Origin of the sequence: Vibrio cholerae ATCC 14035 (genome assembly GCF_000621645.1) — a bacterium.
Taxonomy (GTDB): Bacteria; Pseudomonadota; Gammaproteobacteria; order Enterobacterales; family Vibrionaceae; genus Vibrio; species Vibrio cholerae.
The window spans coordinates 204,021-223,622 of record NZ_JHXR01000002.1; the positions used below are offsets into that span (position 1 = coordinate 204,021).

Below are 19,602 nucleotides of genomic sequence, written 5' to 3' on the forward strand. Positions count from 1 at the left end.
CACAGCATTTGGCGCAACAGGAACTATTGAATGGAGCTCTTTTATGCGCAATAACCAACCTGTTACTCAAAAGGAAGTCACCTATCCACCTCACTTCAATCTTCTTTCGACCACCACTCTCAGCAGTCATATCAAATACGCCAGTAAAGAGTTTTGTGATGTCGCCGGTTACACGCTTGATGAGCTCGTAAACCAACCACATAACATGGTTCGTCACCCCGATATGCCGCCTGAAGCGTTTAAAGACATGTGGGAACACCTCAAAGCGGGCAAATCTTGGATGGGAATGGTGAAGAATCGCTGCAAAAATGGCGACCATTATTGGGTGGATGCCTTTGCTTCACCGATTAAAGAAAATGGCAAGGTAGTGGAATACCAGTCGGTTCGTTTATGTCCGAGTCGGCAGCATGTCGATAATGCGGATAAGCTCTACAAAGAGATCAAAGCAGGCAAAACACCTTGGCAGTTAAAAATGCCACGCACTCGCCTATGGCAGCGTTTAGGGCTCGGTTTTATCGTAGCGGCAGGCGTCAGTTTTGCGGCGGATCGATTCTTCGCTGGTGCAGGTTTACCATTGATGCTTGTGTTAACCATCCTCATGGCCTATCAATTTACTCGCCGCTTAGAAACCCTTTCACAAGAAGCGCGCAAAGTCTTCGATAACCCACTGATGGAACTGGTTTACAACGGTCGAGTCGATGATTTATCTGAGATCCAACTCGCGATGAAAATGCGCCAATCCGAACTCAATGCAGTAGTAGGTCGTATTCAAGATTCCAGCATTCAAATTGGTGAGGCAGCCAAAATGTCGTCCCAAAACAGTGCAACGACAGCAGATAATCTTGATGCTCAAACTCGCGAGACCGAGCAGTTAGCCACCGCGATCACTCAGATGAATATCACCGCCACTGAGATTGCGCACAATGCACAAGCCGCCTCGGATGCCACTGTCCATGCAAAAAATGCCGCTCGAGACGGGATGCATGCGGTCGAGCAAACCGTCGATGCGATAGGTGAAATGGCAAGCCAGATGAAAACTGCGTCTTCTGTGATTGAGCAGCTCTCTTCACAAAGTGCGATGATTGGTCAAGTCATGGAAGTGATTCAGAGTATTGCTGAGCAAACCAACTTGTTAGCACTGAATGCGGCCATTGAAGCGGCGCGTGCTGGCGATCAAGGACGCGGTTTTGCTGTGGTTGCCGATGAAGTTCGTAAACTCGCTCAGCGCAGCACCGAATCGACGAAAGAGATCCAAGAAGTCATCACCTCAATTCAAACCAGTACCCGCAATGCTGTAGAGACGATTGAGCAAGGTAATAAGCTCTCTGTATCTTGTGTAGACAACGCACATTTATCAGGAGACAAGCTGACAGCTCTACTCTCACAAGTTTCAGATATTACGATGCGTAATGAGCAAATCGCGACCGCCATCGAAGAAATGGCCAATGTAACGGAAGATATGAACCGTAGTGTGCAATCCATCAGCGATGTCTCAACGGAAACTCTAGGATTAGCCGAAAACACCCAAAATGAGTGTCGTCAATTGGCACACAACCTTGCCCAGCAAACCAGCTTGGTTGCACAGTTCCGCCGAGTATAAACAAAGCGCAAGAGCTGTTTAATCCGCTCGCTGGGTAGACTCAAACGGCTTGGTATTACAGCCTCAAGTCAGAAGGGTATGTAAGTGATAGAAAAACTCGCCCCAAGATCGCTTGGGGCGAGTTTTTTAAACGCGAGCTCTCTTGATGAAAACGTAACATTTCCGTGACAATTGCACTTTCCTTCTTGTGAAAAGCCATTTCACCCCAACATAAGGTCTATGCCCAAACGACTTGGAGTTGCAGGTAGACGGTCAGTGAGCTCATCCCTATGAGCATAGAAACACTCTATGCTTGAGGTGTACTCAGGTAACCACTGCGGCTCCACAAATAAGGGGGATTCTCCCCATTAAGTGCGAGTGTATATGCAAACTTCAACGTCTTCTTTAGCCAAGCAGTTATTTCAGATGACTTGGCCTATGCTGTTTGGCGTCCTGTCACTGATGAGCTTTCAGCTAGTTGACAGCGCTTTTATCGGCCAGCTCGGGGTTCTACCTCTTGCAGCTCAAGGCTTTACCATGCCGATTCAGATGGTGATCATCGGTATTCAAGTCGGTTTAGGTATCGCCACTACAGCGGTGATTTCTCGAGCCATCGGTGCAGGAAAAACCGAATACGCTAAACAGTTAGGCGGTTTGGTGATCGTTATCGGTGGTATTGGCGTAGCGCTGATAGCCCTTGTGCTTTACCTATTACGCCAACCTTTGCTTGGCCTGCTCGGCGCACCGGAAACCGTCTTTGCCATCATAGATCACTACTGGCTCTGGTGGCTTGCCAGTGCATGGACAGGCGCTATGCTCTACTTCTATTACAGTGTCTGCCGCGCCAATGGCAATACTCTACTGCCAGGCACTTTGATGATGGTGACCAGTGTGCTCAACCTCATCCTCGACCCGATTTTTATCTTTACCTTCGACCTTGGGATTGATGGTGCAGCGATCGCGACCATTATTGCTTTTGGTGTCGGTATCGCTATCGTCGCACCTAAGGTTGCCCAGCGCCAATGGACGAGTTATCAGTGGCAAGACCTCAATATCTCGCAAAGCCTCACTGCGCTTGGCCATATCATGGGGCCGGCGATGTTAAGCCAACTGTTACCCCCGCTCTCTTCGATGTTTGCCACCAAATTACTGGCAAGTTTTGGTACTGCCGCCGTCGCCGCATGGGCACTTGGCTCACGCTTTGAGTTTTTCGCCTTAGTGGCCGTGTTAGCTATGACCATGTCACTGCCGCCTATGATTGGTCGCATGTTAGGGGCTAAAGAGATCACCCACATTCGGCAATTGGTACGGATCGCCTGTCAATTTGTGTTAGGTTTTCAACTGCTGATCGCTCTGGTGACGTATGTTTTTGCCACACCGTTAGCTGAGCTGATGACCAGCGAAACCGAAGTGAGCCAAATACTGAATTTACACTTAGTGATTGTCCCGATAAGCCTCGGCGCACTCGGGATCTGTATGTTGATGGTATCCGTCGCTAACGCGCTTGGGAAGTCTTACGTGGCTCTGACTATTTCAGCGCTGCGCTTATTTGCTTTTTACTTACCTTGTTTGTGGCTCGGTGCCCATTTCTACGGGATCGAGGGGCTTTTTATTGGTGCGTTAGTCGGCAATATTATTGCTGGTTGGGCAGCATGGCTCGCTTATCAAAAAGCTTTACGTCAGCTCGAAGGAGCGCATCACACCTCCGCTTAGGTTTAATGTGTAAAAAACTGCCTTCTAAGAAGGCAGTTTTAATATCAATTCCCTACCAATATTGCCTACTCGATTGACTTACGTCCGCGTCTTTCCCTGAAACTGCTTAACGCTCTTTTTATTCTGTGTGCGACGGTTGGCCTGTTTATCACGCGGAGCACGTTTGCTTTCACCGGTCGATGGCTGATCGGTAACCGGGAAACCATCTAGATTCTGCACAGGTAATTGACGTTGGGTTAGGGTACGAATCGCATTCAGTGCATCCATTTCTCCGTGACACACTAACGAGAGCGCAATGCCTTGCTGCCCCGCTCTGGCGGTGCGGCCTACACGGTGCACGTACGTTTCTGCGTGCATCGGCAACTCAAAGTTAATCACAACGGGAAGCTGCTCAATATGAATGCCGCGAGCGAGCAGATCGGTGGCAATCAACACTTGGGTTGAGCCGTTTTTAAATTCTGCCAGTGCCGCTTCACGTTCCGATTGGCTTTTATCACCATGCAGCGCAGTGGCCACTATGCCCGCTTTGTTGAGTTTTTTAGTCAAACTATCGGCATTCTCTTTTGCGCCGATAAACACCAGCACTTGCGGCCATTGGTGCTGCTTTAAAAGGGCTACCAAGGCTTGCGTTTTACTGCCTTTGTTCACCAAATACAACGTTTCTTGCACTGCTTGGTTGATGCTGTTTTCAGGATTAGCAGAGACTTGGGTTGGCACACGCATCAATTGCTGCGTTTTAAGTTTCAAATCATCAGAGAAGGTCGCAGAACACATCACGGTTTGGCGCACACCGGCGGTTTGGCTTGCTAACGCTTGCACTTGCGGCCAAAAGCCCATGTCGAGCAGACGATCGGCTTCGTCTAACACCAACGTCGTTACGCGGTTCAACCTCAATCCACTTTGGGTTAAATCGAACAAACGCCCCGTGGTTGCCACCAGAATATTCGGGTTCTCAGCCAGCGCATTTTGCTGCTCAGTCTTATCTACCCCACCGCACAAGCAGAGCGTGTTCAGTCCTAACGGCGTACCAACCTGAGTGAGCACTTCGCTCACTTGCATGGCTAATTCACGCGTGGGTACCAACACTAAGGCTTGCTGCTCAGGGCTAGTTTTTAAACGTTCAAGCAGAGGCAGACCGTAAGCCAAGGTTTTACCACTTCCCGTATTCGCCAACGCCAACACATCTTTGCCCGTTAACATGGCTGGGATCACCAAAGTTTGAATAGCGGTGGGCTCGGTGATCGCTTTAGGCAGAGCTTGGATTAGATCGGCGCTTAACGCGAGAGAAGAAAATGACATGGGTTGGATACCTGAATATTCAAAAAACAATGTGGGGCGAATTATCGCAGGCGTGGACTTTATCACAAGCCGATTTACAAGATATGGCTCTTTTCACTGTAACCTAGGCATCAACAGAACCTTTAGATTTTCTTCTCTCTTTTTACGGATCTCACTACTATTGGTTTCCTAAGCGCAACGCACACTGCTCAATCAAAAAGTCGATAAACAATCGCAGGCGTTTGGGCTGGTATTGGCGGCTGAGATAAAGCACATTCAAATCCGCCCCTGAAGCAGAAGTGGAGGCGTTAAAATTCTTCATGTAACCATCGAGAACAGTGACCAACCGCTGCTGATTGAGATCGTCCTGCACATCGAGGATCGATTTCAACGCGATCCCCATTCCCGCTAAAGCCCACTGGCGAATCACTTCCCCATCATCCGCAAAACTCTTGGGTACTATCGTGATCACCTTGTGCTGCTCATTCTCTTGGAAGTGCCAGGTTTTCATCTCTTCATTGCTGCGAACCATGGCCAAACAGTCGTGTTGAACGAGATCTTGTGGAGTTTTCGGTGTGCCTTTACGCGCTAAATAAGCCGGAGAAGCGCACAACACTCGGCGACTCGGCGCCAGCTTGCGTGAAATTAGACTGCTGTCGGCCAGTTCACCGTAGCGGATCACCACACCCAAACCTGATTCCGCCAAATTCGAGATGTTGTCATTGAGGTAGAGATAGGGCACCACTTCCGGATATTGCTCAGTGAAAGCGGCAAGAATCGGAGCGATATGTTGCTTCCCGATGTCACGCGGAGCAGAGACTTTTAGCGTTCCCCGGACTTCTTTGCTGCCTGTTTGCAGCAAATTTTCTGTCTCGCGCACGCTATTCAGAATCTCAAGGCAAGCTTGATGATACAAAACGCCAGATTCGGTTAAGGAGAGATGGCGAGTGCTGCGATTGAGCAATTTGACTCCATAGCGATCTTCCAGCGCTTGTAGCCTTGCCGTTACTGTTGCGGGCGATAAACTCAACTCTCGGCCAGCGGCCGCCAAACCTTGGTTTTTGACTATGCTGGCAAATAACACCATATCTGCAAACTTATCCATAACACCTCCCTAAACTCTGATTATTCAATATAACCGAACAATCAATTCAGTTTCTCGCCAATTATCAATTTTTATATGAGAAATATACTGCCTCAATCTCAACTGGATTAGGAAATCACCATGAAACTCTATATTTATGAACACTGTCCTTTCAGTGCACGCGTGCGCTACGTGGCAGGTATGTTGAACATTCCACTTGATGTGATCACCCTTGATTACGACGACGATCAAACCACCAATGAGCTCATTGGTAGCAAACAAGTGCCTTTGCTGATCAAAGAAAGTGGCGAAGCACTGGCAGAAAGTCTCGACATCATTCAATTCTTGCTCGAATCGGTGAACTCAAGTGAAACCGCACAACCTGCACAAGCCACGTTGGATTGGCAGCGCAGCGCATTCTTGCCTTTGCAAAAAATCGGCTATCCACGCTGGTCGAACATGAATTTACCTGAGTTTAAAACCGCATCCGCTCAACAAGCATGGCGTGTAAAAAAAGAGACCACTGAACTTCATTTTGAATCCCTACTGAAAGACACGCCGCAAATTGCCCTGCAAGTGCAAGCCAGTATTGATGCGGTTAAACCGCTGCTAAAACTTCATTCCTATCAGCACGTTGCTCTTATTGATGAAGCGATCATTTTCTCAATCCTACGAGGGTTTTTCAGCGCGCCTGAGATCCAATGGGACAGCGAAGTCAGAGATTGGATGGTATCGGTCAGCCAGAAAACCCAAGTCCGCTTGTTGCAAGAACCGTTGCAAATCACATCGCAGAAATAAGGAGGCAAAATGAGCAGATTATTTGAACCAACCGATTTAAAACAACTCACGCTGCAAAACCGTGTGGTGATGGCACCGATGACTCGTGCACGCAGTAGCCAACCGGGGAATATTCCCAATCCAATGATGGCAACCTATTACCAACAGCGCGCCAGTGCAGGGTTAATCATTTCCGAAGCGACCCAGATCTCCGATGATGCGCAAGGCTATTCATTCACTCCCGGCGTTTATACCGATGAGCAAGTTTCAGGTTGGAAAAGCGTAACTCAAGCGGTCAAACAACAAGGTGCAGCGATGTTTTGCCAACTTTGGCATGTCGGGCGTGTTTCCCACCCTGTTTTTCAAAAAGGGCAGTTGCCGATTGCCCCGTCAGCCCTCAAACCGGTTGAAACTCAAGTTTGGATCGCCGATGAACAAGGTAATGGCCAGATGGTGGATTGCGTTGAACCCCGCGCTATGACTCAAGCCGATATCGATCGTGTGGTGAACGACTTCGCTCAGGCGGCGAAATGTGCCATTGAAGCAGGATTTGATGGTGTAGAAATCCACGGTGGGAATGGTTATCTCATCGATCAGTTTTTGCGTACCAACTCGAATCATCGTACCGATAGTTATGGAGGGAGTCGGGAAAATCGGATGCGATTTTTGCTCGAAGTGGTGGATGCGGTCAGTCAAGCGATTGGTGCCAGCCGAGTAGGCGTTCGCTTAGCGCCGTTTATTACTTTCAAAGACATGGACTGCCCCGACATAGTGCCAACAATTTTGGAGGCATCGAAGCAGTTGCAAGAACGAGATATTGCGTATCTGCACTTATCAGAAGCGGATTGGGATGATGCTCCTACCATTCCAGAAAGCTTTCGCATTGAACTACGCGAGCATTTCACTAACGCGATTATTGTCGCTGGTCGCTACACCCTTGAGCGCGCGGAAGAGGTGCTACAAAAAAGCTATGCCGATTTAGTCGCATTCGGGCGTCCTTTTGTCGCCAACCCCGATCTGGTTTCTCGCCTCAAGCACCAGCAACCGCTGGCGCAACTGGATGGTAAAACCCTGTTTGGTGGCGGTGAGCAAGGCTATACCGATTACCCCAGAATCCCTGAACAGCCAATCTAGCCCGATCGGATTTGCTCAATCCTCGTCACTTTACGCCGCTATTTGGCCTAGCGAAGTAAAGTGACGCAGGGATACTTTAAAGGGAGAGTCCCTCATCTCCCTTTGTTTTGCTGATTAACCTTACGCTTGTTTTGGCAAGAACAACTCAGCCAACATACAGCGCACACTGCCACCGCCGATGGTTTCTATAGTCGGTACGGCGAAAGGCAGCAACTTACCGTGAGTGGCAAGTTGATTGAGTTGAGCGGATGTAAAAGCTTCATAAGCCGATTGCGACATCGCGATCACTTTCTGGCCGTCAGCGGTTTCGAGTTGCAGGATATTGCCGCAGAAGTGGTTCATCTGCTCAATCGAAATCGAAATTACCTGTTTATCTTTAGCCAGCGACTTTACGACAAATCGGCGCTCATATTCGGGGATAGCTTCATCGCAAATCACGCAGAAATGCTCGCCTATCGCCATCATCACATTGGTGTGATAAATCGGCGAGCCAGAGGGCAATCGAGTTTGGAACGACACTACACGCGAATAGCCGATCTGTTCGGCATACACTTCCAACACTTCACGATCACAGCGCTGTGAAAGTCCCGCATAAATGGTGCGATTGGGGTGATCCATCACCATCACGCCAGTACTTTCCAAAAACGCTTGCTGCTCAATAAACGCCAGCAAAGAGTGTTGCTCTTTCACCACAAAACCCTGTTGTTGCAAGGTCTGAATCAAGGCTTCGGGGCGCACTTCCAAACGTCGATTCGCACACGCCATTGGAAACAAAAACAGCTCGCCCGCCTCAGTGGTACTGAACCAGTTATTCGGGAACACCGCATCCGGTGTTTCACCTTGGCCTATGGGGTAATCAAAGATCACAACGTCAACGCCCGCTTGGCGAAGACCGTTTACCATGGCGTTAAACTCGCTCATAGCGCGCTGCAAAATGGTTTCAGCGCTGAGTGCCAACGGGTTTTGAAAGGCATTATCTTGCGCAGTTTGCGCATTAAAGCCGAACTCTTTTGGCGGCACCATAACGACAGCGCGAGCCGTTTGCGCAGCAGAGCGCGGAATCAACATATTGGGTTGTAGATGAACATTCATAATAGGCACTCATCACCGATTTCACCCCAAAAGTGTAAACAGAATGTTAACTAAAGATTTGCTGATTTTGATGAATTTCAATCGATAAATTTTATCTTTTTACTGAAAAAATGGTTAATCACAGTCAAATTTGCTGGCGTTATGGGCGACATCGGCTGGATTCGCTTAGAAATAACACGCCAAGCGGATTGGCTCGCACAACCGAAACCAAACGACGTGGTGTGGTAGCTTCAACTCGCAAGGGTATAACTTCAAGTCACCAATGGATAACGTTATACTGCTTCCGTTTTAACAGAAAATCACATTTTGGCGGACGCTCGCACGCGTGCTCTCTCCCTCACTGCCGCCCTATCACAGCAAGGATCTTGTTCATGTTTAAGCTATTTGAAGGTTTCACTGACCCTTTTCCCAAAGGTGAACCCCAACGCCCACCCAACACTTTGTGGGCTTTTTGTCGCCACTACACTCACGGTTTTGAAAAACCATTGATCGTGATGGCGTTACTCAGTACGGCGATCGCGATTATCGAGGTCTCTCTGTTTGGCTTTATGGGCCAACTGGTAGACTGGCTTTCCACCAGCTCGCCAGACACCTTTTTAGTCGAGAACCAGAGCACTTTGATTGGGTTAGGCTTATTGGTATTGGTCGGTATGCCGCTACTGATCGCCTTCTATTCACTGCTGATCCACCAATCTTTGCTCGGTAACTACCCGATGTCGATCCGTTGGTTGGCGCACCGCTATCTGCTCAAGCAAAGCGTGTCGTTTTATCAAGACGAATTTGCAGGGCGCATCTCAACCAAAGTGATGCAAACGGCGCTCGCGGTACGTGAAACCGTGATGAAAAGTCTCGATGTGTTTGTGTATGTGATGGTTTATTTCACCGCGATTGTAGTGATTTTGGCGCAGGCCGATTGGCGCTTAATGATCCCGATGCTGATTTGGCTGGCGATTTACGTTACGGTGCAAATGTATTACGTGCCTAAGCTGAAAAAAGTGGCTTCCGAGCAAGCCGATGCCCGCTCACTAATGAGCGGCCGTATCGTCGATAGCTACACTAACATTATGACTGTAAAGCTGTTTTCGCACAGTCAACGTGAAACGCAATACGCCGAAGAAGGCATGCAAGATTTTCTGGGCACCGTCCATCGCCAAATGCGTTTGGTGACTGGCTTTAATATTTGGGTAGAAATGGCCAACTACTTATTGGTGTTTACCATTGCTGCCCTATCGATTTATCTCTGGACCACCAGCGCCATCAGCGTCGGTGCCATTGCGGTTGCGGTCAGTTTATCCTTGTGTATCAACGGCATGTCTAAGTGGATCATGTGGGAAGTCAGCGCCCTGTTTGAAAACATCGGTACCGTTGTCGATGGCATGACCATGCTTGGCAAACCCATCACCGTCACCGACAAACCTGACGCGAAACCCTTGGTGGTTAAGCATGGTGGCATTACGTTTGATGATGTGAGCTTCCACTACGGTGAAAACAAAAGCGTGATCAACCATCTCAATCTCAACATTAAACCGGGTGAAAAAGTCGGTTTAGTGGGGCGTTCGGGAGCCGGTAAATCGACCTTGGTGAACCTATTACTGCGTTTTCATGATGTGGAAAGCGGCCGGATTTTAATTGATGGTCAACCCATTTCGGAAGTGACCCAAGAATCGCTGCGCAGCAAAATCGGCATGGTGACACAAGATACGTCACTGCTGCACCGCTCCATTCGCGACAACATTTTGTATGGCAATCCGAACGCCACCGAGGAGCAGCTTTTGAAAGCGACAGCGCAAGCCCACGCCCATGAGTTCATCCTCGGTTTGACCGATCCGCATGGCAACAGCGGTTACGACGCACAGGTCGGTGAACGTGGCGTCAAACTCTCTGGTGGACAACGTCAGCGAATTGCGATCTCTCGCGTACTACTCAAAGATGCGCCACTGTTGGTGCTGGATGAAGCGACTTCCGCACTCGATTCCGAAGTGGAAGCCGCGATTCAAGAGAGCCTCAATGAGCTGATGCAGGGCAAAACCGTGATTGCGATTGCCCACCGTCTGTCGACCATCGCGGCGATGGATCGCCTGATCGTGCTCGATAAAGGCCAAATTGTTGAGCAAGGCTCGCACCAAGAGTTGATTGCGCAAAACGGCATTTATGCTCACCTGTGGGCGCATCAAACCGGTGGCTTTATCGGCTGTGATGAAGACGAAGTAGAAGAAGCCATACTGGCATAATTCCAATCAACACTGAATAAGCCCGCGACCATTCGCGGGCTTTCCTCTTTCTGGGCTTTTGACTTAGAATTTCGCTACTTTTTCCATGCATTAACCGAGAAGCACTTGGCCGTTATGCCAAGGTGAGACTTTGAGTAACTTAGAGAACACTATGAATAAAAGCCTTATTACCAATGTAGTGGCGCTGGCACTGATGGGTGTCGGCTATTTTCTGCCAAACCACTATGCCTTTTACGCGGGGCTGTTTGCCTTTTCTGGCGCGATCACCAACTGGCTCGCCATCCATATGCTGTTTGAAAAAGTGCCTGGACTGTATGGCTCCGGCGTGATTCCCGCACGTTTTGAAGATTTCAAAGCCGCCATCAAAAATCTGATGATGGAGCAGTTTTTTACCGATGCCAATATCGACCGCTTTCTCAACAAAGAGATGAATGGCGCGCTGAACCTTGATTTGCAACCGGTGATCGCCAAAGTCGATTTCAACCCGACCTTTGATTCGCTCGTCGAAGTGATAAGCCAATCCTCCTTCGGTGGCATGCTGGCGATGTTTGGCGGCGCGACAGCGCTTGAGCCACTGAAACAACCCTTTGTGGAGAAGATGCAAACGGCGCTTGTCGAGATGAGCCAAAGCGAGTCGGTACGTGAAGCCCTAAAGGGGCAATTGGAATCCCCCGCGATGCTGGATGAAATCAAAGCCAATATCGAAGGCATCATAGATCAGCGCTTAAATGAGCTGACTCCGCAACTGGTCAAAGAGATCGTGCAGAAGATGATCAAAGAGCATCTAGGCTGGCTGGTGATTTGGGGCGGCGTGTTTGGTGGCGTGATTGGCCTTGTTTCCGCGGCTTTGGTTTAACTTTGGTTTAAACATCTGCACTGTAAACCTAAAAAAAATCAGCCCCAATAATGGGGCTGATTTTATCAATAAAGGAAAAACACCGAGTTAGTAAAGCTCCGTTAACATCGAATCTTGGTACGCTTTTAGCTCTTCACCCTTTTGAACACGGGCGATGTAATCTGGGTTAGCGATAAATGGACGACCAATCGCGAGCAGATCAAACTCATTATTTTCAATCGCAGTAGCACCCGTTTCTGCGCTAAAACCACCGACACCCATCAGCGTTTTTGAGTAGTGATGACGCAAGTAAGTCGACACTCGACCACCTAAGAAATCAAAGGTCACGCTGTCATCAAACATCCCTTCATGCAGATAGGCCAAATTGCGTTTTTCCAACTCAGGCAGTAAATAATCAAACACTTCACGATCACGCGGGTCAGCTTTGATGTTGAAATACGCCCCCGGAGACATACGCAGCGCGGTGCGCTCTGCGCCAATACGTGCGATCACCGCATCCACCACTTCCAAAGCAAAACGCGCCATATTGGCCGGCGTTTCACCGTACTCATCGCTGCGTTGGTTCGAATCAAAATGCAGGAACTGGTCGATGAGATAGCCGTTCGCGCCATGAATCTCGACGCCATCAAAACCCGCCAAGCGTGCATTTTCCGCCGCTTGTGCGTAATCGGCCACCAGTTGCTTGATCTCCGCTTGGCTCGCCGCTTTCGGCACTGTGTACTGCAATTCGCGGCGGCGTGGCACGCTGCCTTCTACACCGAGAGCTGAAGGCGCTAGAACGTATTCACCCGCAAAAAAGGCAGGGTGAGCCACGCGTCCGGTATGCCATAACTGAGCGAAAATCTTACCGCCATTAGCATGCACGGCATCCGTTACTTTTTTCCAACCGGTAATTTGCGCCTGCGTAAACAGCCCCGGAGTGTTCGGGTAGCCTTGAGCATCGGGGCGAATAATGGTGGCTTCGGAAATGATCAGCCCAGCATCGGCACGGCGTGCGTAATACGCCACCATGGCATCGGTCGGCACCAAATCATCATCAGCCATGCAGCGCGTCAGTGGCGCCATCGCAATTCGGTTGTTTAAAGTAATCACATCATTGAGCGCGTATGGCTGAAAAAGAATATCGGTCATTTGAGTTGTCCTGTGGTTGTCTGTTGCGCTTATGCTAGATCATTCTTGAACAATCGTTCAAGAACTTTTTTTGAATGAACGTTCAAGATACTTTGTCATCGACTCGGTTTAGCGCTAGAATCGCGCCATGTTCGATGAAGAGAGTGTGTTGTGCGAGTAGCTGAATTTGACCGAGAGCAGGTGTTGCGATCCGCGATGGATGAATTTATGTCCAAAGGATTCAACAAAACCAGTATGCAAGATTTAAAACGCGTGACCGGTTTACACCCCGGCTCGATTTACTGCGCGTTTGAAAATAAGCGCGGTTTGCTGATTGCCGCCCTTGAGCAATACACCAAACAACGCGTCTCGGAATTTAATGCGATTTTCGCCGCACATCCCACCATCTTAGCGGGATTAGAGCAGTACATGGCGATGGTGGTGGATGAGTGTGAACGCGATGAGATCAAAGATTGCTTGCTGCAAAAAGCGCTCAATGAACTCTCTTGTCAGGATGAAGAAGTCGAAACGCTGATCCGTGCAACCGTCGGTACTTGGAAGCAAGGCATGCTTGCGCAATTACAAGAAGCACAGCAGCGCGGCGAGATAAACCCAGACAGTGACTGCGTGCTACTCACCGAATATTTGGTGATGGGCATTTATGGTTTGCGCTCGTTTGCCCACACTCGGCCGGAAAAGGGCTTACTCAAAAAGCTCGCCGATAAACTGTTGGACGCGATTCGCTGATCCGCCAGTGTTGGTAATTCCTACAAAAAAGCCACAGATGCGGTCTGTGGCTTTTCACTTTTTTGGCGATATCACACAAAATCGCTGAGCATCCAGAGCGCTAGCAGCAAAAACACCGCGCCCATCACTTTGTGCTGGTAAGTGCGAAAACGCTGATTATCGACTAGCGAGCGACCAAACACACCAATCAAAGCCACTAGCAGCAGATTAAACAGCAAGCCGCACACATTCAGCACCATACCCAGCGCGAACATCTGTTCGGCGGAGCTGGCTGCGATATTGGTTGAAACAAACTGCGGCAAAAACAGCACAAAGAACACCAAGGCTTTGGGGTTCAGCAAATTGCTCACTAAAGCGCGTTGGTAAAAGGTTTTTGCTACCGCTTGTGCCTCATCCAAGGTGGGCGCTTGCGCTGCATCGGCGCGTAGGCAATCCCACGCCATTTTGAGCAGGTATGCTCCCCCCAACAAATGCAGCACATTGAGCGCCAACGGGTTCATCGCAATCAGTGCGGAAACCCCGAGCGCCGCGAGTAAGGTTAAAATCATCCCTGATGTGGCATTGCCCAAGCTGGCAAACAAACCGACTCGGCGTCCGTAGCTCATACTAGAGCTCGCAATCAGCAGCATATCTGGCCCTGGGATCAGCAACAGCGCCAATACCGCGGTGAGATAAACCGGTAATACCGAAACATCAATCATGTTGAAAATCTTGTTAAAGCTGGAAAGCGGCGGATTTTATAGGAGACATACCGCCATTTCCATATGAAAGATAATCCAAATAAACTCATTTCTAGCCAGAGATAAAATAGTGTGGATTTCGATTAGTACAGAAGCGCAATTTTGTACAAAAACTTTCCAGTACTTTGCAGTAGACTCATTAGGGAAAAGCACAAGGAAGCGTGATGAGCGACTCAGCAGGCAAAATTAAAGAACAAGCAAAATTTCAGATTGCCGAAGAATTTGGCGGCCTTGAGCTGCTTGATGCGCAATACGAAACGCAGAATTTTTCTCGCCACAGCCATGAAGGGTATACCGTGGGTGTGATTGAGCGCGGTGCACAATCTTTCTACCGCACCGGCGGCAACCATATTGCGCCGCAAGACAGCATTATTTTGGTCAACGCCGATGAAGTGCATACCGGACACTCCGCCGTCGAAGGTGGTTGGGCGTACAAAGCCATGTACCCGCTGCCCGAGCAGTTTGCCACGGTTGCCAAAGAGATTGGCGCCAATACCGGAGCGCCTTATTTTCCACAAGCGGTGGTGTATGATCCCGAGCTCGCGAGCCAACTGCGCTTAGTGTTTGAAACCCTTGAGAAATCGACTAACCGCTTGCTACGTGAAACCCTGATTTACGCCAGCTTAGTCAAGTTGATGACGCGCCACGGCCGCACTGCGCCAAAAACCGATCAACCGCTATCTGCACTGCGGCCATTGTTGCTAGTTAAAGAGTTTCTGGATGACTTTCCGCAGGCCGATGTTTCACTCGAAGAACTGGCACAACTGGCGGGATTAAGTCCTTTTCATCTGGTGCGGACGTTTCAAAAACAGTTTGGTTTACCACCCCACGCTTATCAAATCCAAGCCCGCTTGCGCCTCGCGAAAACCCTGTTAAAGCAAGGCGTGAGTATCTCAGAAACCGCGCAAGAGTGTGGCTTTCACGATCAAAGCCATCTGCATCGCCACTTTAAAAAAGCGCTCGGCATCACTCCAAAACAGTACGCAAGACCTTAGATAATTAGCACTCGTCACCTGAACGCTACCGCGCAAGATTATCCAAGCTTATCGGCTTATCCCTGTGTTCTGATAACCCAGACGATACCCAAACCTCTTGGAGTTTCAGGTAGGAAGGGTATAAGGTTTTCTTCTATAAATTGGAAAGAGTATGAATAGCCAAGTGTTAACCATTGATGATTCACCTACCCCCACCCGGCTGTTTTGGCAGGGCACAGTCGCTATGCTGCCGTTAAGCATTGCGGTGTTACCTTGGGGTTTATTAGCAGGATCGTTTGCGATTGAAGCGGGGTTGTCGGTAGTCGAAAGCCAAGCCCTATCCGCCGTGCTGTATGCTGGTGCAGCGCAACTGGTCGCCATTGGTATGTTTAAAACGGGGGCGGGGTTACTGAGTTTGTTGATAGCCACTTTTTTTATTACCTCACGCCATTTTCTGTACAGCGTATCAATGCGCAGCAAAATCAGCCCATTACCCTTGCGCTGGCGGCTGACACTGGGCTTTTTGCTCACCGATGAGCTGTTTGCGATTTGCGGCGCGCAGTCTGACAAGCAGTTTAATCGCTGGTATGCGTTAGGCGCAGGGCTGAGTTTTTATCTGATTTGGAATTTAGCCAGCTTGGTCGGCATTGTCGCAGGCAGCTATCTGCCCGATCTCAATCAGTGGGGACTGGAATTCGCGGTCGCCGCCACTTTCATCGCGATTGTGATCCCGAATATCAAAAGCTGGCCTGTGCTGATTTCGGTACTGACCGCCTTGGTGTTATCAGTATTACTCACCGTGATGGGGATTGAAGGCAGCCTAATGTTCGCCAGTATTGGCGCCATGCTCGCCGGCTACGGTACTGAACGTTTATTAGGAGCTCGCCCATGATCATGCTTTCGATATTCGCGATGACGGCACTGGTATTTCTCAGCCGTTATCTGTTTCTTGAACCTAAGCTGCCACTGCGTTTGAGCCCCACGTTGCAACGCTTACTTAGCTACTCTGGGCCTGCGGTGCTCACCGCGATTTGGGCGCCAATTGTGTTTATGCCAGAAAAAACCTTGTGGCTAGAGTGGCACAACCCCTATCTTCTCGCCGCACTGCTTTCCGGTTTACTGGCTTGGTTAAGCAAAAATGTCCTGCTGACGACCGTCGTGGGGATGGGGAGTTTCTTACTGCTCAAGCTGGTGGTATTGGCCTAAGCCCGTAAGAAACGGGCTTAGTGTATGTTGGGAGAGAGGGTGAAAGTTCGGTTATTCAGCCAACCATTCCACTTCAATCAAGGTCTGTTCACCACATTTCAGGCGGCCCACAAAACGGTCGCCTTGATGTACTTCTCCAACGCCTTGTGGTGTACCAGTCATCACCACATCACCATCTTCCAAAGTCAGATAGCTTTTGAGCTCTTGCAATACCGCTTGAGGCGAGTAAAGCATTTGGCTGACATGGCCTTTTTGCACCCGCACACTGTTGATCAGCAGTTCCAAATTGAGATCGTCGGCATCCAACCCGTCAAGCGCAACAAATCGGCTCAATACGGCTGCGCCATCAAACGCTTTAGCGCGCTCCCAAGGCAAGCCTTTGGACTTGAGATAACTCTGCATTTGGCGCTTGGTCAAATCTAGGCCAATTCCCACCGCGACATATTGTCCCTTTTCGACCAGAAAACAGATCTCTGCTTCATAATGCAAAGGCTCTTGATGGAAGGCGCGCAGCTGCGATGTAACCGCTGATGAAGGCTTATGAAACAGCACCATCTGTTCTGGAATGCTATTGTGCAGTTCCTGAATATGCTCAACATAGTTACGCCCGACACACAGCACTTTACCGACAGATAGGTTTCGGTTGGCAAATTGGATATGACTCATCTCTCTTCCTTGACCAGACACAAAGCCGCGATTCTAAACTAACCGCTGATAAACTACTCAGAAATCAATCACACAATGATGGAAAATGCGTACTTCAGCCCATTCATTGCCAAACTCAGTCGAGAGTATGGAGAATTTTCTCGCACAGCGTTTTTAGGCTAATCAGCTCCTCTAAGCTGAGATCAAATTTACACAGCATTTCATTCGGTACTGAACGAGCCTGTTCTTGCAACGCAAAACCCGCTGGCGTCAAAAATAGCTCACGAACTCGTTCATCACTGCTGCTGCGTCGCCGTTCCACAATTCCTTTCGCTTCCAATCTTTTCAGTAGTGGAGTCAACGTGCCGGAATCCAAATGCAGCTTAATACCGAGATCTTTCACATTTATCCCGTTTTGCTGCCACAGCACCAGCAGCACCAGATATTGCGAATAAGTGATATCCAGTTGTTCAAGCAGCGGACGATAAGCACGGATCACCGCATTCGATGCACTGTAGAGTGGAAAACAGACCTGATTTTCCAGAAGTAATGGATCATGAGTCGGCGTTTGGCAGCTCACTTGTGGAGAAGGCATGATGTATCCTCAAAAAATAAATTGCACACAATATACTTGCAAACAACAAAAGACTCGATATAAGATTGCAAGCAATTAAATTGCACACAACTTAAATTGAGGAATAAAAACATGAGTACGATTTATCAAACTTCCGCGACCGCTTCTGCAGGACGCAATGGAGTAGTCAGCACCGAAGACAAACTGCTTGAGCTCAATCTCAGCTACCCAAAAGAGATGGGTGGAAGCGGTACGGCAACCAACCCAGAGCAACTGTTTGCAGTCGGCTATGCTGCTTGCTTTTCGAACGCGATTCTGCACGTCGCTCGTGAAGCAAAAGTCGCCTTAAAAGAAGCGCCTGTGACCGCCACTGTCGGTATCGGACCCAACGGTCAAGGCGGCTTTGCGCTAAGTGTCGCCCTCGCCGCACACATCGCTTTAGAAGATGAACAAGCCAGACAGTTGGTGACCGTTGCCCATCAAGTCTGTCCTTACTCCAATGCGGTGCGTGGCAACATTGATGTGCAAGTCAGCGTCAATGGCTTAGCCCTGTAATTTCGATTCCTCATCACTCACCACGGCGAAGCGCTTTTTTCACTCTAGAGAGCATACTTGAAAGCTCAACAGGAGGTACGTGCTCCGCCGTGTGATTAAGGCCTGTCATCATTTTTCCTTATCTCTGCCATCCCCGCGCCATAAAAATTCAATCAAAACGTCACCAAATAGAAACGCATTATTCATTTTCAATCAGTACCTTAGCGGCATCACAAGTCGGGCAGTAAAGCCCAATCAAACTAATAGGGTAGAAAAATGAAAAAAGCAGCAATCGCAGTAGCAGTTCTTTCCGCAGTGGTATCTGGCTCAACCTTAGCCGCAACCGTTTATGATGCAGAAGGCACTTCACTCAAAGTGGGGGGTCGTCTGGAGTTCCGTGGTGATTTCAATGGCAACGATAAGGGCGAAGAAATTGAAGGCACAATGCTCAACAAGAGCCGTGTGCGTTTGAATGTGGCAGGTGAAACCGACATTGGTGCTGGCATGAAAGGCTTTGGCTTCTGGGAAGCAGAGCAAGGCGTAAAATCGTCCGCAGGAACGTCAACAGAGCAAGAAACGACGTTCAAACAACGTTATATGTACGTGGGTATGAAAGGCGATTTTGGTAGCCTCTCCTTTGGCCGCCAAAACACCGCTGGCGTGCAAATTTCTGACATGTCTGATATCGGTACCTTTACTGGCGATCAAAAAGCCTTCGTCAGTGCAGGTAACGAGCAGATCAACAACACTATCGCGTATGGTTATGACTTCGAAAGCTTCAAGCTAAAAGCAAGCTACATTGCTGATGATCAGAAAAATGCTGATGGCTATGGCCTGTCAGGCATCTACTCAGCGCCATTTGGTTTGGATATCGGTTTAGGTTATGCCGCGAATGATCTGGGTACAGATAAAGGTTCAGCGGATCAAATCATTGCGGGTTTGGGTTACACCATGGGTGACCTCTACTTCGGGGCCACTTACACCACGGGTGATAAAGATGACAAAGCAGACACGGAATTTACCGGTATCGAAGTCTCTGCACAGTACAAAATCACCAAAGAATTTCGCCTGATCGCGGCTTACCAAAACCAAGAAGAAGAGACCAAGAATGTCACTAAAGACAAAGCGGATTTCTTTGAACTCACTGGTCGCTACGATTTCACGAAAAACTTCCGCTCTTACCTCGCTTACAAAGCGAACGGACTGGATGACAAAGACGCAGGCTACAAAGTCGAAGACACCATCCGCCTAGGTCTACGTTACGATTTTTAATCACACTGCCTTAAACTCCTGAATATTGTCCTTCTTTGGCCAAGCGATTGCTTGGC

At 49.0% G+C, this 19,602-nt stretch carries 19 protein-coding genes; 12 read left to right on the top strand and 7 right to left on the bottom strand.

Translation table 11 applies throughout. The annotated features are described in order from the left end of the window. Positions 1–43 precede the first annotated feature (43 nt). Together T411_RS0102855 and T411_RS0102860 are read left to right on the top strand one after the other, a co-directional pair. Positions 44–1,600 (top strand): methyl-accepting chemotaxis protein, encoded by a 1,557-nt coding sequence (locus T411_RS0102855; protein ID WP_001245617.1) that lies wholly within the window; start codon positions 44–46, stop codon positions 1,598–1,600. Positions 1,601–1,963: 363 nt separating this feature from the next. Beyond that, positions 1,964–3,292, top strand: coding sequence for an MATE family efflux transporter (locus tag T411_RS0102860; RefSeq protein ID WP_001195072.1), 1,329 nt, complete (start codon positions 1,964–1,966; stop codon positions 3,290–3,292). A gap of 78 nt (positions 3,293–3,370) precedes the next feature. On the opposite strand, the gene T411_RS0102865 is transcribed toward T411_RS0102860, so the two are convergent. Both T411_RS0102865 and T411_RS0102870 read right to left on the bottom strand, forming a co-directional pair. Beyond that, the gene (locus T411_RS0102865) at positions 3,371–4,591 is read right to left on the bottom strand and encodes a DEAD/DEAH box helicase (RefSeq protein WP_000010681.1); all 1,221 of its coding nucleotides are present in this window, start codon (positions 4,589–4,591) and stop codon (positions 3,371–3,373) included. 157 nt (positions 4,592–4,748) lie between these two features. Next, positions 4,749–5,675 (bottom strand): LysR family transcriptional regulator, encoded by a 927-nt coding sequence (locus T411_RS0102870; RefSeq protein ID WP_000357044.1) that lies wholly within the window; start codon positions 5,673–5,675, stop codon positions 4,749–4,751. Between the two features lie 120 nt (positions 5,676–5,795). Here T411_RS0102870 and grxB point away from each other — a divergent pair, with 120 nt between their 5' ends. After that, positions 5,796–6,452 (top strand): glutaredoxin 2, encoded by a 657-nt coding sequence (gene grxB, locus T411_RS0102875; protein ID WP_000780936.1) that lies wholly within the window; start codon positions 5,796–5,798, stop codon positions 6,450–6,452. 9 nt (positions 6,453–6,461) lie between these two features. Then, the gene (locus T411_RS0102880) at positions 6,462–7,565 is read left to right on the top strand and encodes an alkene reductase (RefSeq protein ID WP_000088626.1); all 1,104 of its coding nucleotides are present in this window, start codon (positions 6,462–6,464) and stop codon (positions 7,563–7,565) included. A gap of 120 nt (positions 7,566–7,685) precedes the next feature. Here T411_RS0102880 and ctlX read toward each other — a convergent pair whose 3' ends face one another. After that, positions 7,686–8,657 carry a citrulline utilization hydrolase CtlX gene (ctlX, locus tag T411_RS0102885; protein ID WP_001100619.1) on the bottom strand — a complete coding sequence of 324 codons (972 nt, stop codon included), beginning with the start codon at positions 8,655–8,657 and terminating at the stop codon, positions 7,686–7,688. A 371-nt stretch (positions 8,658–9,028) separates the two neighbouring features. On the opposite strand from ctlX, the gene vcaM reads away from it, so the two are divergent. Together vcaM and T411_RS0102895 are read left to right on the top strand one after the other, a co-directional pair. Next, positions 9,029–10,888, top strand: a complete 1,860-nt coding sequence (vcaM, locus tag T411_RS0102890) for a multidrug efflux ABC transporter VcaM (protein WP_000475341.1) — start codon at positions 9,029–9,031, stop codon at positions 10,886–10,888. 151 nt (positions 10,889–11,039) lie between these two features. Beyond that, positions 11,040–11,744 (top strand): DUF445 domain-containing protein, encoded by a 705-nt coding sequence (locus T411_RS0102895; RefSeq protein ID WP_001043276.1) that lies wholly within the window; start codon positions 11,040–11,042, stop codon positions 11,742–11,744. An 87-nt stretch (positions 11,745–11,831) separates the two neighbouring features. Here T411_RS0102895 and T411_RS0102900 read toward each other — a convergent pair whose 3' ends face one another. Then, the gene (locus tag T411_RS0102900; RefSeq protein WP_000129735.1) at positions 11,832–12,875 is read right to left on the bottom strand and encodes an alkene reductase; all 1,044 of its coding nucleotides are present in this window, start codon (positions 12,873–12,875) and stop codon (positions 11,832–11,834) included. Positions 12,876–13,025: 150 nt separating this feature from the next. On the opposite strand from T411_RS0102900, the gene T411_RS0102905 reads away from it, so the two are divergent. Continuing rightward, positions 13,026–13,601 carry a TetR/AcrR family transcriptional regulator gene (locus T411_RS0102905; protein WP_001261551.1) on the top strand — a complete coding sequence of 192 codons (576 nt, stop codon included), beginning with the start codon at positions 13,026–13,028 and terminating at the stop codon, positions 13,599–13,601. Positions 13,602–13,672: 71 nt separating this feature from the next. On the opposite strand, the gene T411_RS0102910 is transcribed toward T411_RS0102905, so the two are convergent. Further along, the gene (locus T411_RS0102910) at positions 13,673–14,302 is read right to left on the bottom strand and encodes a LysE family translocator (RefSeq protein ID WP_000568039.1); all 630 of its coding nucleotides are present in this window, start codon (positions 14,300–14,302) and stop codon (positions 13,673–13,675) included. Between the two features lie 203 nt (positions 14,303–14,505). Here T411_RS0102910 and T411_RS0102915 point away from each other — a divergent pair, with 203 nt between their 5' ends. From T411_RS0102915 to T411_RS0102925, 3 genes are all read left to right on the top strand, one after another. Further along, positions 14,506–15,336 carry a helix-turn-helix transcriptional regulator gene (locus tag T411_RS0102915; RefSeq protein WP_001283933.1) on the top strand — a complete coding sequence of 277 codons (831 nt, stop codon included), beginning with the start codon at positions 14,506–14,508 and terminating at the stop codon, positions 15,334–15,336. A 151-nt stretch (positions 15,337–15,487) separates the two neighbouring features. Further along, entirely contained in the window at positions 15,488–16,207 is a 720-nt protein-coding gene (locus T411_RS0102920) for an AzlC family ABC transporter permease (protein WP_001088317.1), read from the top strand. Then, the gene (locus tag T411_RS0102925; RefSeq protein WP_000605630.1) at positions 16,204–16,521 is read left to right on the top strand and encodes an AzlD domain-containing protein; all 318 of its coding nucleotides are present in this window, start codon (positions 16,204–16,206) and stop codon (positions 16,519–16,521) included. Before T411_RS0102920 ends, T411_RS0102925 begins: the two co-directional genes overlap by 4 nt. Before the next feature lie 51 nt (positions 16,522–16,572). Here T411_RS0102925 and T411_RS0102930 read toward each other — a convergent pair whose 3' ends face one another. Both T411_RS0102930 and ohrR read right to left on the bottom strand, forming a co-directional pair. Further along, complete coding sequence (locus tag T411_RS0102930; protein WP_000018313.1) at positions 16,573–17,187, bottom strand: fumarylacetoacetate hydrolase family protein; 615 nt, start codon at positions 17,185–17,187, stop codon at positions 16,573–16,575. A gap of 115 nt (positions 17,188–17,302) precedes the next feature. Continuing rightward, the gene (ohrR, locus tag T411_RS0102935; protein ID WP_001139954.1) at positions 17,303–17,761 is read right to left on the bottom strand and encodes a transcriptional regulator OhrR; all 459 of its coding nucleotides are present in this window, start codon (positions 17,759–17,761) and stop codon (positions 17,303–17,305) included. Positions 17,762–17,872: 111 nt separating this feature from the next. Here ohrR and ohr point away from each other — a divergent pair, with 111 nt between their 5' ends. Both ohr and T411_RS0102945 read left to right on the top strand, forming a co-directional pair. Beyond that, positions 17,873–18,295, top strand: coding sequence for an organic hydroperoxide reductase Ohr (gene ohr, locus T411_RS0102940; protein ID WP_000104651.1), 423 nt, complete (start codon positions 17,873–17,875; stop codon positions 18,293–18,295). Positions 18,296–18,550: 255 nt separating this feature from the next. After that, complete coding sequence (locus T411_RS0102945; protein ID WP_000708821.1) at positions 18,551–19,546, top strand: anion-selective porin; 996 nt, start codon at positions 18,551–18,553, stop codon at positions 19,544–19,546. The last annotated feature ends 56 nt before the right edge of the window (positions 19,547–19,602 follow it).